15 protein-coding genes and 1 pseudogene are annotated in these 13574 nt (G+C 35.7%); 4 read left to right on the top strand and 12 right to left on the bottom strand.

Annotation, left to right across the window (positions count from 1 at the left end):
- Window positions 1-44 precede the first annotated feature (44 nt).
- The 4 genes from EV694_RS08140 to rplU all read right to left on the bottom strand — a co-directional run bounded on the left by EV694_RS08140 (window position 45) and on the right by rplU (window position 2665).
- Complete coding sequence (locus tag EV694_RS08140) at window positions 45-956, bottom strand: DMT family transporter (protein ID WP_132691378.1); 912 nt, start codon at window positions 954-956, stop codon at window positions 45-47.
- The gene (locus EV694_RS08145; protein ID WP_132691380.1) at window positions 953-1858 is read right to left on the bottom strand and encodes a DMT family transporter; all 906 of its coding nucleotides are present in this window, start codon (window positions 1856-1858) and stop codon (window positions 953-955) included. Before EV694_RS08145 ends, EV694_RS08140 begins: the two co-directional genes overlap by 4 nt.
- A gap of 218 nt (window positions 1859-2076) precedes the next feature.
- Window positions 2077-2334: a 50S ribosomal protein L27 gene (rpmA, locus tag EV694_RS08150; protein ID WP_005539872.1), complete on the bottom strand. Its 258-nt coding sequence runs from the start codon at window positions 2332-2334 to the stop codon at window positions 2077-2079.
- A gap of 19 nt (window positions 2335-2353) precedes the next feature.
- Window positions 2354-2665, bottom strand: a complete 312-nt coding sequence (gene rplU, locus EV694_RS08155) for a 50S ribosomal protein L21 (protein ID WP_132691382.1) — start codon at window positions 2663-2665, stop codon at window positions 2354-2356.
- A 229-nt stretch (window positions 2666-2894) separates the two neighbouring features.
- Here rplU and ispB point away from each other — a divergent pair, with 229 nt between their 5' ends.
- From ispB to EV694_RS08175, 4 genes and pseudogenes are all read left to right on the top strand, one after another.
- A complete protein-coding gene (gene ispB / locus EV694_RS08160) occupies window positions 2895-3866 on the top strand; it encodes an octaprenyl diphosphate synthase (protein WP_132691637.1) in 972 nt (323 codons plus the stop codon).
- A gap of 31 nt (window positions 3867-3897) precedes the next feature.
- The gene (locus EV694_RS08165) at window positions 3898-4620 is read left to right on the top strand and encodes an epoxyqueuosine reductase QueH (protein ID WP_424580059.1); all 723 of its coding nucleotides are present in this window, start codon (window positions 3898-3900) and stop codon (window positions 4618-4620) included.
- A 110-nt stretch (window positions 4621-4730) separates the two neighbouring features.
- Entirely contained in the window at window positions 4731-5207 is a 477-nt protein-coding gene (locus EV694_RS08170) for a hypothetical protein (protein WP_132691386.1), read from the top strand.
- Window positions 5208-5401: 194 nt separating this feature from the next.
- Window positions 5402-6184 (top strand): annotated as a pseudogene (locus EV694_RS08175) (site-specific integrase); the annotation flags it as partial.
- Window positions 6185-6597: 413 nt separating this feature from the next.
- On the opposite strand, the gene EV694_RS08180 reads toward EV694_RS08175, so the two are convergent.
- The 8 genes from EV694_RS08180 to EV694_RS08215 are packed head-to-tail and all read right to left on the bottom strand — an operon-like array spanning window position 6598 to window position 13544.
- Window positions 6598-6873 carry a hypothetical protein gene (locus EV694_RS08180; RefSeq protein ID WP_132691390.1) on the bottom strand — a complete coding sequence of 92 codons (276 nt, stop codon included), beginning with the start codon at window positions 6871-6873 and terminating at the stop codon, window positions 6598-6600.
- Complete coding sequence (locus tag EV694_RS08185; protein ID WP_132691392.1) at window positions 6848-7579, bottom strand: DUF4376 domain-containing protein; 732 nt, start codon at window positions 7577-7579, stop codon at window positions 6848-6850. Before EV694_RS08185 ends, EV694_RS08180 begins: the two co-directional genes overlap by 26 nt.
- An 8-nt stretch (window positions 7580-7587) precedes the next feature.
- Window positions 7588-9786, bottom strand: coding sequence for a tail fiber protein (locus EV694_RS10945; RefSeq protein WP_207859809.1), 2199 nt, complete (start codon window positions 9784-9786; stop codon window positions 7588-7590).
- Window positions 9787-9840: 54 nt separating this feature from the next.
- A complete protein-coding gene (locus tag EV694_RS08195; protein WP_132691394.1) occupies window positions 9841-10458 on the bottom strand; it encodes a baseplate wedge 1 family protein in 618 nt (205 codons plus the stop codon).
- Window positions 10455-11642 (bottom strand): baseplate J/gp47 family protein, encoded by a 1188-nt coding sequence (locus EV694_RS08200; RefSeq protein ID WP_132691396.1) that lies wholly within the window; start codon window positions 11640-11642, stop codon window positions 10455-10457. The genes EV694_RS08195 and EV694_RS08200 overlap by 4 nt, the downstream gene beginning before the upstream one ends.
- A complete protein-coding gene (locus EV694_RS08205) occupies window positions 11639-11989 on the bottom strand; it encodes a contractile injection system sheath initiator (protein WP_132691398.1) in 351 nt (116 codons plus the stop codon). The genes EV694_RS08200 and EV694_RS08205 overlap by 4 nt, the downstream gene beginning before the upstream one ends.
- On the bottom strand, window positions 11990-12655 hold the full coding sequence (locus tag EV694_RS08210; RefSeq protein ID WP_132691400.1) for a Gp138 family membrane-puncturing spike protein: 666 nt from the start codon (window positions 12653-12655) through the stop codon (window positions 11990-11992). It lies immediately after the preceding gene.
- Window positions 12645-13544: a baseplate hub protein gene (locus tag EV694_RS08215; protein ID WP_132691402.1), complete on the bottom strand. Its 900-nt coding sequence runs from the start codon at window positions 13542-13544 to the stop codon at window positions 12645-12647. The genes EV694_RS08210 and EV694_RS08215 overlap by 11 nt, the downstream gene beginning before the upstream one ends.
- Window positions 13545-13574 lie beyond the last annotated feature (30 nt).

Consider the following 13574-nt stretch of genomic DNA (forward strand, 5'->3'; position numbering starts at 1 on the left):
TCCTTTCATTTATGTCGTTGTTTCAATTTGAAATATTAAAATATTCATTTAATTAATTTATGCCCTATTGCTGACAACATTGCCCCCAATACCACGACCATCGCCCCGAAATAACTCATAGCATTTAATTGGGGATCAGCAAAATATTCAGGCAAAATCCTATGTAATAAATGCGAAAACAAAATGGTAAATAAAGGCACTAAGGTAATGACCACACTAACCTTAGAGACTTCCCAACGATTTAATGCTTCCGCATAAGCCCCATAGCCAATTAGGGTATTTAAGCAACAATAAATAAAACAAAATAGGGTAATTCCCGTTAGTCCATTTACTTGGCTTGGCTGGGCAAAAGGGGTAAAAATAATGGCACAACCTAAATACATTACGAATAAAATTTGTGGGGCGGTGAAATTACGCAACATTAATTTTTGTGCCATACCATAAGCCACCCAAACTAAAGCAGCACTAATGCTTCCCAAAATACCTATGGCATAAATATTAAACCCAAATAATAAATTAAAGCGATCATTAAAAAATAAAGCCAATCCTATTATTAAAATACCTAAACCAATTTTTTGATGTAACCCCAATTTTTCTTTAAAAACAATCACGCCACAAATTAGCATTGCAAAAGAAGATAAATGAATAAATATCTGTGCAATCGCAGGTTCAATATAATTTAATGAGGTATTAAATAAAAAGAAATTTCCTGCAAGCCCCATAATACCTATTATGGCTAAAACCACATAATAACGATTAAATTGGGATTTTTTAGGCAATTTTCCCCGCACAGCTAAAATGATCAATAAAATTACTGCCGCTACCCAAAATCGATAAAAAATAATACTTTGGCTATTCATTACCGTTAAAACTTGCTTCAATGCCACAGGCAAGGATCCCCAAGCCATTGCAGTTATCAAGGCAAAGATAAAGCCTATTATGGGTTGATCTTTCATTTTGCTACCTTCCTAAATAATTTATGTCCTACTGCGGAGGTGAGCGAGCCAAAAATCACAATGGCAGCCCCCACATAACTTAAGGCATTTACTTGCTGATCGGTAAAATGTTCAGGAAAAAAGTAAAATAAACCATTAGCAAATAAAATCGTAAATACAGGAATTTGAGTAATTAACGCACTGACTTTAGACACTTCCCAACGATTTAATGCTTCCGCATAACAGCCATAGGCAAGTAATGTATTAATGCAACAGAAAAACAAGTAACCCAGTTGGGCATTGTTTAATGCCTTAATTTGCCCAATCTCGGCGACTGGGGTAAAAAATAAGGTACAACCTAAGTAAATAATTAATAGGGTTTGCTGTGCTTCCAATTTATGTTGCAACAGTTTTTGGCTAATGGCATAAGTTACCCAAAGTGCAGAGGCACATATCGCAAGCAAAATACCTTGAAAATACAAATCAAAAGTTAAAAAGTTTTCTAATTTATCATTAAAAAAGATGGCTAATCCAATAACAAGGCATAATAAACCAATTTTTTGGTAAAAAGATAAGCGTTCTTTAAATAATACAACACCAGCCAATAACATCATAAATGAAGATAATGGGCTTAGAATTTGGCTAGTCACTGGGGGAATATAACGTAAAGCTAAATGATAAAAAAAGAAATTTAATCCTAATCCTAACGTTGCGATCAATAAAAATAACAGGGTCTTCCCTTTTAATTGTCCTAAATGGGGTAATTTATTGTTTTTAATCAATAGGATAAAGATAACAAAAGTGGCAACAGCAAAACGATACCAAGCAATAGTTTGCGGATCCATATCGGTTAATACTTGCTGTACGGCAATGGGAAAACTTGCCCACATGGTTACAGCAATCAGGGTAAAAAGAAAGCCCATTTTATGACACCATTAAAGTTAATTTTATCCTCGTCCCATTTTTAAATAATACTGTGTTGGTACGTCTTGTCTTATTTTAAAATGAAATGATGATAATTATTCATTGATAAAAATAATTTCAAAATACACCGCACTTTTATGAATAATCTCTAGCATTATGCAAATATAAAAAAACCCCACATTTGATCATTGTGGGGTTCTCAATTCGCTAATTGAAATTATTCAGTAACAATACTTACATATTTACGGCTTTTTTCGCCTTTTACTTCAAATTTCACTTTACCATCAGCGGTTGCAAATAAAGTATGGTCACGTCCCATACCAACATTGTTACCAGCGTGGAATTTTGTACCACGTTGACGAACGATAATGCTACCAGCTAATACAGATTCACCACCGAAACGTTTTACACCAAGACGTTTAGCTTCAGAATCACGACCGTTACGAGTTGAACCACCAGCTTTTTTAGTTGCCATCTACTTGATCTCCTCTGAATTATGCTTGAATCCCAGTGATTTTCACTTCTGTGAACCACTGACGATGACCTTGTTGTTTACGGCTATGTTTACGACGACGGAATTTAACGATTTTAATTTTTTCGCCACGACCGTGTGCAACCACTTCAGCCACTACTTTGCTACCACTTACTAATGGTGCACCAATTTTAACATCTTCACCATTGACAACCATCAATACAGAATCGAATTCAACGGTTTCGCCAGTCGCTACTTCAAGTTTTTCTAAACGAACAACTTGACCTTCGCTGACACGGTGTTGTTTACCACCGCTTTGAAATACTGCGTACATATATACTCCGCTATATTTGTGCTATTTCAATGTTTATGTCATTTAGCACATCAAAAATTATATAAATAGGTGGTGGATTTTACGGAAAAATAAAACATTTAGCAAGCAGGATTTTACGATAAAATAAAAAAATTGATAAATTGTTCAGAAAATTAAGAAATTCAGGTACAATCTTGCTATTTTTCAGTTTAACGCATTTGATAAGTTTATGATAAAACATCATTTATCTATGGATTTAAACAGCATTCAGCAATTAATTCAACAAGATATGCAAGCGGTTGATCAAGCAATCCTAGCACAATTAAATTCTGATGTTGTTCTCATTAATCAACTCGGTCATTATATTATCCAAGGTGGCGGTAAGCGAATTCGTCCGCTCATTGCGGTATTAGCCGCCAATGCTCTGGGCTATCAAGGTCAACAACATATTACTTGTGCCGCTTTTATTGAATTTATTCATACCGCCACTTTACTCCATGATGATGTGGTTGATGAATCCGATATGCGTCGTGGTAACCCTACTGCCAACGCAGAATTTGGTAATGCCGCCAGCGTATTAGTGGGCGATTTTATTTATACGCGTGCTTTTCAATTAATGACGAGCCTAAATTCACTGAAAATTTTACAAGTGATGTCTGATGCAACCAATGTTATCGCTGAAGGTGAAGTATTACAATTAATGAATTGTAACGATCCAAACACCACTGAACAAAGCTATATGCAAGTGATTTATAGCAAAACTGCACGCTTGTTTGAAGCCGCTAGTCAATGTGCAGCCATTGTCGCCAATGGCAATGAACAGCAAGAAAAAGCCTTACAATTATACGGGCGTTATTTAGGTACGGCATTTCAACTTGTTGACGATGTATTAGATTATAGTGCCAATGCTCAAGCCCTAGGCAAAAATATCGGCGATGATTTAGACGAAGGCAAACCGACTTTACCTTTATTACACGCAATGCAACAAGGTAATGCCGAACAAGCCGCTTTAATTCGTTCCGCCATAGAACAAGCAGGACAACGCCATTTGCTTGATGACATCTTAGCCATTATGCAACAATATGGCTCGCTTGATTATGCTATGCAACGTGCAAGAGAAGAAGCGGAAAAAGCGGTAGCTGCCATTGAAATCTTACCTGATAGCCCTTATAAACAGGCTTTAATTTCTTTAGCTTATTTATCTATTGATAGACAATATTAATCCTATTATGAATATGCAACAAAATACCTCTATGCCAAAAAGTGCGGTAGATTTTCAACAAAAAAAAATCAAATCTCGCCAACAAAAAAATAACAAAGATCCCAATGCCCCTTTTGTGCGTCCAAAATTAAGCCTACCCAATGGGCATAATAAATTATTATTACATTCGTGCTGTGCCCCTTGTTCTGGTGAAGTGATGGAAGCGATTCACGCCTCAGACATTGAATTTACCATTTATTTTTACAATCCCAATATTCATCCACTCAAAGAATATCTTATTCGCAAAGAAGAAAATATTCGTTTTGCTGAAAAATGGGGAATTCCATTTATTGATGCAGATTATGATCGACAAAATTGGTTCGATCGCGCCAAAGGTATGGAAAATGAACCTGAACGTGGTATTCGTTGTACCATGTGCTTTGATATGCGTTTTGAAAAAGCCGCACAATATGCTCATGAAAACGGCTTTCCTGTTTTTACCAGTTGTTTAGGCATTTCCCGTTGGAAAGATATGAACCAAATCAATGGCTGTGGACATCGTGCCGCTGAAAAATATGATGATGTGATTTATTGGGATTATAACTGGCGTAAAGGCGGTGGCTCACAACGAATGATTGAAATCAGTAAACGTGAACGTTTTTATCAACAAGAATATTGCGGTTGCGTTTATTCATTGCGTGATACCAATAAATGGCGAGAAGCCAATGGTCGGCAAAAAATTGAAATAGGTAAATTATATTATTCTGCGGATTAAATCATTTATCTATTCAATCTGTTGACTTTTATGCTTATCAATAGAAGTCAAACAGAAATAGAGGGGATAATCCCCTATTTATTCATTAACTCAAAAATAAAGGAATTAACATGAAACGTATTTATCAAATTTTCACTTTGATCCTCGCTGCTTTTGTGATGGTCGCTTGTTCTGATGCCAAAAAAGATATGCAAGCTGATATTAATGCAATTGAGCAAGTCACCGAACAAAGCAATAACTTACAAAAAATTGAACAATTACAAACTCAACTTGTTTCTGGTTCATTAGATAAAGAACAATTAAAGCAAATTTTTACCGAGGTAAGCGCAGAATATAGCAAGTTAAAAGATTCTGTAGCAAGTCTAAAACTCAAAACAGAAGAAGGTAAAAACGTACAGGCTAAGTTTGATAATGCGATTACGAAATTTATTAACTTGATGAACCAAAGTGCAGAATATGTTGTGAATCCACCAAATGAAGAACAAGCCGCTGCTTTTATGCAGTTACAACAAGATTCCACCAAAAAATTACTTGATGCAAACAATGCGTTAATTGAATTAAAAAATAAAGTGGCAGAGAAAAAATAATTTCTTTATCTGAAAATAAACTGATCAACGCAAATATTTAAAAAGGCATATGTGTATATGCCTTTTTTATTTTGTAAAATGAAAGTGCGGTTGAGAACAAATCAAAATAGAAATATTTTCAAAATAATAGGATATCAAATATTGGCTGTCGGTAATTTAGTATAAATCCTGAAACTTATTCACTACATAAATACATTTTAAACAATCTATCCACTCACAAAACGCATACAGGTAACGAATTATCCCCATCAACGCAAAATCGTTATCGTACCTCAATTATGCGAGCCTTAAATTTGGCTAAACAAGCAGGTTGGGTTGATTCAATTCCCTATGTTAAGAAAAATGATGAGCCTAAAAAACGAGTACGTTGGCTAACACATTATGAAGCCGATACATTACTCGATAATTTAAGTTTATCTTGGATGAAAGACGTCTGCTCTTTTGCCCTTATGACTGGCGCAAGAATGACAGAAATCTTAACCCTGACTTGGGATAAAATTGATTTTATAAGAAGTATCGCTATTGTAACTAGCGATATTGCCAAATCAGGACGAGCTAGGGCATTGCCTTTAAGCCGCGAAGCAATCCATTTCTTAAGGCAAAAAGAAACGAAGAAAATATCAAATTACATTTTTCATCGGGGAAAAGGAAAATTAATTACGGATATTGATAGGGAGGATTTTAAGCGGGCTTTGAATAAGTCCAATATAACCAATTTTCGTTTTCATGATTTAAGGCATACCTGGGCAAGTTGGCATGTTCAAAATGGCACGCCGCTAATGGTATTAAAAGAGCTAGGCGGCTGGGAAACCTTAGAAATGGTGCAGAAATATGCCCATTTAAACGCAGGGCATTTATTGAACTACGCAAATCAAGTCAAGTTTTCGTCAAAGTCCATTTTTGACAACTCAAACATACGAGCAGAAAACGAAAATTTATTTGATCTGCCGGAAAATAAAAAAGCCGTAAGTTATTGATTTTACGAACTTTACTTACGACTTAATGAAACTTAATGGCGGAGGAAGTGAGATTCGAACTCACGGAGGGCGTAAACCCTCGCCGGTTTTCAAGACCTACATAATATAAAAAGAAACTAAATCAAAATATAACAAATTCAATGACTTGCATTTCTATCTAGCATATCCTTATCCTATCAAAATATCAAATATTTACCTCTTTTTTCCTCTTTTTGGGAACATTTTGGGAATTCCTATTTTTATACTACTCAATTCAATTCGCTTCTCAGCGTATTTTAAAAAGAATATATTGCTCTATCCTGCTCAAATAAATATGGTATTTTAAGCTTTTTGAATTCGTAATGCTGACACAATAGGAAATAAATATAATATATAACTAACTAGCAAATAGGGAGCGAGCAGCCCCCTAATAATTACTTAATTACCTCAAAATCCGCAGGATATTGCCGTCTTAACACCTCGCTTTCATAAGCGGTTTTACAGTGGTTTGGGTCAAAAAATAGCTTATTCACAAAGCCATACCAAAACCGCCAACGCTTTTTAGGATTTTTAGCTAATATTGCTCCTCGATAGCAACGGCTAGAAAAGGTTTCATCTGCACCGCCACCTGTTAGGGCATTAATAAGTTGATCTACGGCTATCAATACGTGATAGCCCCATTTTTTAGCTTTCTTGATGGTTTTCTTCATAACATTTACTCCAACCTGTTGAATAATCATAAGTTAATGGTTCGTCCGCCAATAACATTTGCTGTTTATGGCGTTCTGCGTTTAAATGGTCTGCATTTTCTGCCTGTACCATAGCAATAAAGATTTCATCTAATAAAATGCGGTTCATTTTGACCACAGTATTATCGTAAGTTTTCCAATCAATTTCGCCGAGCTTATCAATCACACGATCTAAACCGAGATACTTGGTTTTTTCTTCTTCGCCTGTTTGAAACCATTTTCCAACACTTTCTACATACACCCCACCTAAGCCGTTTTGGTAACGTTTTTCTTTGATACGCTCCCACATTTCAGTTTGTTGTTGGGCTTTCAGTTCGGCTTTTTTGGTTTCATCAATAATCCACTCCTCACCGTCCCAATAACAAGGACAATCTAACGGAACAAGTGCGGTTAAATTTTCAGGAATTTTCCCTAATTGGGTAATCTCTACCTTTTCCCCTGTTTCCGTTGAATAAAATGTTTTGCCTCGATAATCATCAATCTCAAGCCAAGTATTTGTGCCTTTATCGTATTGATAAATCACGCCCTCTTTAAGCTCTGGCGGTGCAATATCTACCGCATTAAACGGTAAGAGATAGATCCCGTCTTCAAGTGGCGATTTATCTGCCACCGTTGTCCCAATAAAATAGCCGTTATTATCTAACTGGCTGACTATTTTTTCTGTCATATCCTCTCCTAATATTTAATGCAGTACAGTAAAGCCACGTTTCTAGGACGGGTTTCATTTCCGCCAAAATTTTCTGTGCTATATTCTTTTCCTGAACCAGTATGTAAAGCCCCTTCCCAAGGTCCAACATTTCCTGCGGCAACACCATTTATCTTTAATTGATGTTTATGTTCTTTTATTTCATCATTTTGCCAAGAACCAAAACCTCGACTACTATCAACACCTCGGCCGTCATCAAAGCCTCTAACAAACTCACCACGCAAATCAGGCAAGTTAAACGTGGTTGAACCATTTCCTGCTCCAAAAGTCGTTCCAATAGCTTGAAATAAATCAGCATAAGTTGTTCTTGATACTGCCGCACCATTACATCTTAACCAGCCTGCAGGTGGTGTAGTCATCGCAAATGCACAAACAGCGCCTGTAAATTGTTGAGTAACCCAACTTTGATAAGCCACCGTTTCACGATTGGAATTGATTGTTGGAAATGCCACATACTTTTGAATATTGTTTTTAGTGGTATAAGCCATATTAAATCTTGGGTCATTTTCTGAATTGGGATTAAACTCCAATCGCCAATTTCCTCCGTCAGGAATATCAAAATACGCTCTTGCCCAAGTACTTCCTACACCTTTGAACGTCATTGTGGTTGCACTGATTGAGCCATTCACTTGTAATCGATCGGTTTTATTATCGGTAGATGTGCCTATGGTTGTGTTGCCAGTGCCGTGGATAACCACATTATTTTGATATTGGTCACTGGCATTTGATGCCATAAAATGTACTCTTGATGTTTTATCCGATAACAAATAAGAACGGATCAACGCTTTTGTTTTCTCAGCCCCTCCTCGCAAACATTGCATATTAAAATCCGTCATATGGCGGTCAGTGGTATTGCTATCCGCCTCAATGGCTTCATTGCGCACATTCATATAAGGCACAAAACGTTCTTCATTACGCACAATTTGAATGCGGTAACTACTTTCGAGGGTTTTATTAACTTTTAAATCCCCAGTAATGGTATCTCCTGCACGGTCAACCTTACCCAATGAATCCACTCGCTTCCAGTCTTTCCAACTTCCCCCACGATAATCTCGCTGATAGCAAACGCTATTAAAGGTGGTATAACGTTGGAAATTGCCGTTGTATAGCACTTCTAAAACCCCAGCGGCAGCCTCGGGGTAATTTCTCTCAACAGAGGCTCTAGCAGAGGTCGTTTGTGAATAAATGCCATTTTGACGAAAGTCATTTAAATCATCAGTTGCTGATAATGAAGTTTGTTGTAAGGGCATTACTTCGGTTTTATTGGCTTTATTTTCGTTTAATAATTTTCCTTGACGGGCAGATAAGCCTGCGGTTTTGCTATCACTATTTAAATTATCAATTACCTCGCCAATAATCCGCCAATTTTCAAATCCACTGGCTTGATTGGTTCGGCGAATATAGATAATTTGATTATCAAACGGCACATAAAGCTGAATACCTTGATAAGCAGAGGGCAGAACAAATAATGCCCCTGCTTTTTGTTCTGGATAGTTTAATGCCGTAAGGGCATTGCTATTACTACTTTGCGAATAAACACCGTATTTCCCTGCCCCTTTTAAATCATTTAAATTAGTTGTATTGTTCAAGGAAGAAGTGGCTGAAAAATTTTGAAAGGGAGTGCCTAATCCATCAATAAGGCGTTTTAACTCTCGCCCTTGTTTGGCAGCCAGTGCCATATTGTTGGCGTTACTTAATAAATTATCGACCAGTTGTACAATTCCAGCGATTGAGGTACTGGCTTTTTGAGTTTGTGGAACAAAAAAATCCACTCCAGACACGATACTCCATTTTCCCTCGTAAGATGAGGTATTAAAGTTAGTTTTATTTTTATCAACTAAACTAATAAATAATTTGTCATAATTATCATTAATAAGAATAGCACCTTTTGAATATCCACCAATTTCGTTCGCAAATGCAAGATTAAATTTATATATACCACCTTGATTTAAAAAAACGGTATGAGCTGAAAGCTCATTTAAAATACCATTCATATCTTTTCCTGCCGGTGCTTTTCCGCCCATTGAAATGGGGGTCATAGTAATCTGAGGAAATCCTTCACTATAGGTAGCCGATTCCTTAGGAATTGAATCAGTTCTTTCCTTTGGTATATCATTTTTTAAACCATTGCTTGCCCAAGCTTTAGATAATAATTTTGGTTGTTCCATTTTATTTCTCCAATAAAAAAGCCTGCAAAATGCAGGCTAAATAAGTTATTTAGGTTATCTATCACCAATATAAAACGCACCATCTCCGAAAGGGGCCATATTGGCTTCTATAAAACCAAATGTTTTCTTAATATCTGGTTCATAAAAATCAATTAAAACTCCTGTGGGTCTAGGCAATAAATCAGTGCTAATCAATACTGCCTTTTCTGCCGCTGAAAGGTTAAACTCAAATATATATCTCGCAGACATTGTTCCACTCTTAATAAAATAAGCTCTCCCTCTTTTCTCAAATAACGCAAGTAATAATCCGTTAATATTATAAGCTGTAGCATAAATAATATTACTCATTGCCTTCATTAATATCATTTTTCTAAACATAGCATCATTCATAAAATGACGTTCTCCAGCGGAATATTGTTTTAAATCATCACTTGCTAATGTTGAACCAATAAATTGATTTCTATTATTAATAACAATTTCTCTTGATATTCCTACCACTTTTCCCCAAAAATCCAGTCCAAATCCTTCGGCTGTATCGATATTCCAAACCATATCATAAAAATGTTGAATTTCTTCTGACGGATCGATATATTGATTAAAATTAGATATTAATGTACATAATACAGGGCTATTGGCATATTGACTGATTAACGTTTTTTCCACATCTATCATACTTTCTCCACAACAATGTTATCATCACTAATTACTGGGAATTCATCTATTCCCATATTAATTGATTCAGAGTAAGACGATTTTTGTTTTCCCACTTTAACATCAAGCAAATAATCTTTCCCAATTTCCGTAATAAGAGAAGGAATATACCCCATTGCATAAATTGTTCCGCCAATTTTTCCCTTATTTTGATTAAAATAATTCTTGATAGCAGCTTTAATAGAACTTTCAGCATCTACATGAATACCGCTTTTTACTTTTACTTTAAAATAAATAGGTACTTCTGCTGGTCGTTGGAATTTAATTTCATAAGTAGGCTTTGGATCATCGTATCGATTATCTGTTACCTCAATAACAGTATTCCCATTATAATCACAACCATTTCCTGACATACGCCATATTGTTTCTGCAATTTCTTGGTTATCACCACCAACTACAGCAACATAAACACTATGAGGAGCTAATGTTTTATTCGTTGCGCCAATTTGTACTGATGTACCTTTCCCATTATCTATTACATAACAATCTATAACGCCATCAAGTTTAGCAACATTCGAATAAATTGAAGCAGGCATTCCTTGTGAATTAATAGCTACACTATTTTCATAACGTTTGGCAAACTCCAATCGACTTTCTTTCTCTGTTCCTGTAATTGCTTCTTGAGGATTTGTTACCCGATCTAGCCCAATAATTGCTCTCGTTAACTCCGTTACTGTATTTGCTTTAGCACTGTATACGCCCAAGCCTGATAATCGCCCTGTAACCGTTCCTTCTGCTAATATGCTAATTTCCTCATCTAAAACCCAATCGTTTCCTTGAATATCTTTAACTGTAAATCCTTTAGGAATAACAGTCCCAGGTAACCCCATAAATTCACAACTAACAACCGAGTTTACTTGTCCTTTTCGTTTAACAAAATAAATTTTGCCAATAGCGTCTTGCATTACACCATCACTATAATTAGGATCTAAATTATTAATAAGCCAAGCTATTTGATTATTCCTATCACTAATTATAGCCGCTAAAGAGCTTGCTAATTGTCCTTGTGGGGTTTCAAGATTTCTATTTAAATTACCGCCAAAAGCTCTATCAAAATCGGATAATATCCCTTCTAATATTTCCTGTTCTGTTGGAATGATTACACCCGTTGAAGTAAATTGAATACTTGGAACATTTGTTGTCATATTTGCACCTGTAATGTATTGTTTTGGTTATCAGTGAAGAAAATACTTCCGATTAACTTTCTATTATCTCCACTAATGATTTTAGCACTTGCTGAAATTATCTCTGGAACAGTTAATGCGGCTTTTTCTAAACGATATTGATATAAAGAAAAAGACTGCTTTTTCCCTAAAGTTTCATCAAAATAAGGAATTCCTTTTTCAGTGTTATAATAAAGCTCCCCTTTAAATAATTTTATTGCACTTGCAACATCTTGGGCTTTAGCATATAAATCTTTAGCTAAAGCAATATCTCCGTCCTCAGTTAACGTTAGATCCCAATTTTCAGGGTGTAAAAATATTGTATTCATTTACCCTCCTGTTTTTTGATCTGGCACAGATCCTCTATCATGAGTATGTGTATCATAAACTTTTCTCATATTTGCCATTGATTTTCCCCCACTACTTACATTATCGGTAATATCTTTATCCGCCATAATTGTATTTTTAGCTTCGACAGGGGCATCAAGAATAATTTTAGAAGCCTTAATCTTTACTTCATTAGGGGAAACAATTTCAATACCACTATCCTTAAAAAAGATATATTGACTCGGTACACCATTTAAAAAACCACCAAAATAAAGCCCGTCAGCATAATCAAACTTTCTAAGGCTCTGTGGGTTAGACGGCTTTTTATTGTTTTTAATACTTGAAATATCTCGGCTACAAAAGCCACACATACCAATATCTCCAACTTTAGGATCGATAATTACCGCATTATTTCCACCTTGTAATCGAAAATAAGGAATATTATGTATAACGCCATGCGTATACGCATTACCTTGCCCATCAAGCTGAGCCACCATCGGCTGAACATCAACTGTACCAACGGGATTTACTCCTGTAGCATTAACATTCTTAATCTGTACTAAAGTAACCGTTTGAATTCTACCGATTAAATTATTTACCATAAATTGAAGTTGCCCCTCATAATCTAACATTGCACTGGGATCAACTAGACCAAATTTATTTTGCAACTTTTACTTCTCCTATATAAGTGGCACTCACATCAATACACCATTTTCCATTTGCGACCTCACTTTCTAAATGATAAGTTAAGCCATAAATTAACCACATACCATTAGCGACCGAGATTAAACTATCCTTTATTTGCACGATGCCATGAAATCTAATCATAGGATCAAATAAGCATTGAAATGTAATTCCACTTAAATTTGGTACTGGATAACCTATTAAGCCCGTATTCGGCGATATAACAGGGATCTTAATATTTCTTCCCTTAGTCTTATTACTGATTGCTACTTTTCTTGCCTCTATCGCTAAATTAATATCCGCAGCTTGGCATAATTTTTTAATCTGTTCTAAACCAGTTTCACAAAGATAGGGATTACTTATCTTTGTTGTTACTCCATTGTTTTCAAAGTCCATACCAATATTTTGGCAAATCTGCTCGATCAACTTAGCAACATCAACTTCTCCCTTGATACTTACTGGGGGAGCGGCTTGTATTTGGTGTTGTATCGCTGTAACAGCTTGGATAGTCAACATTGACTCTGACGAAGCTCCAAAATTTGGATAGGCAAAAGAAATCATACCTTCAAAGACCAATGTATACGCCCCATTATGTAAAGCCTCTAAACGGATAAAATTCATTTTCGTTTCTTCTGTATTCCATTTAATCCTTGCAACCTGATTCATTATTTCAGCACTAAGCCCATATACGACTATTTGTGTTGTTGGAGCAATAATCCCACCACCATTCCTAATTTGTGCTGAAACTCTTAATCCTTCAACGATAACTGTGTTATTTCCTTTATCATCAAAGCCTTGTTGGCTAGTTGCTCCCAACAATAAAGTTAATCTAAGTTTTTTCTGATTAAATGAACCATTTCTTATAAATTGCATAATTTTACCTATAAAAAAATCCTTAGCTTT

It is taken from the genome of Volucribacter psittacicida, assembly GCF_004339025.1.
Taxonomy (GTDB): domain Bacteria; phylum Pseudomonadota; class Gammaproteobacteria; order Enterobacterales; family Pasteurellaceae; genus Volucribacter; species Volucribacter psittacicida.

Excerpts from the sequence above, each read along its gene's own strand:
- EV694_RS08140 (WP_132691378.1), bottom strand. The coding sequence starts at position 956 with ATGAAAGATCAACCCATAATAGGCTTTATCTTTGCCTTGATAACTGCA.
- EV694_RS08145 (WP_132691380.1), bottom strand. The coding sequence starts at position 1,858 with ATGGGCTTTCTTTTTACCCTGATTGCTGTAACCATGTGGGCAAGTTTT.
- rpmA (WP_005539872.1), bottom strand. The coding sequence starts at position 2,334 with ATGGCAACTAAAAAAGCTGGTGGTTCAACTCGTAACGGTCGTGATTCT.
- rplU (WP_132691382.1), bottom strand. The coding sequence starts at position 2,665 with ATGTACGCAGTATTTCAAAGCGGTGGTAAACAACACCGTGTCAGCGAA.
- ispB (WP_132691637.1), top strand. The coding sequence starts at position 2,895 with ATGGATTTAAACAGCATTCAGCAATTAATTCAACAAGATATGCAAGCG.
- EV694_RS08165 (WP_424580059.1), top strand. The coding sequence starts at position 3,898 with ATGCCAAAAAGTGCGGTAGATTTTCAACAAAAAAAAATCAAATCTCGC.
- EV694_RS08170 (WP_132691386.1), top strand. The coding sequence starts at position 4,731 with ATGAAACGTATTTATCAAATTTTCACTTTGATCCTCGCTGCTTTTGTG.
- EV694_RS08180 (WP_132691390.1), bottom strand. The coding sequence starts at position 6,873 with ATGAAGAAAACCATCAAGAAAGCTAAAAAATGGGGCTATCACGTATTG.
- EV694_RS08185 (WP_132691392.1), bottom strand. The coding sequence starts at position 7,579 with ATGACAGAAAAAATAGTCAGCCAGTTAGATAATAACGGCTATTTTATT.
- EV694_RS10945 (WP_207859809.1), bottom strand. The coding sequence starts at position 9,786 with ATGGAACAACCAAAATTATTATCTAAAGCTTGGGCAAGCAATGGTTTA.
- EV694_RS08195 (WP_132691394.1), bottom strand. The coding sequence starts at position 10,458 with ATGATAGATGTGGAAAAAACGTTAATCAGTCAATATGCCAATAGCCCT.
- EV694_RS08200 (WP_132691396.1), bottom strand. The coding sequence starts at position 11,642 with ATGACAACAAATGTTCCAAGTATTCAATTTACTTCAACGGGTGTAATC.
- EV694_RS08205 (WP_132691398.1), bottom strand. The coding sequence starts at position 11,989 with ATGAATACAATATTTTTACACCCTGAAAATTGGGATCTAACGTTAACT.
- EV694_RS08215 (WP_132691402.1), bottom strand. The coding sequence starts at position 13,544 with ATGCAATTTATAAGAAATGGTTCATTTAATCAGAAAAAACTTAGATTA.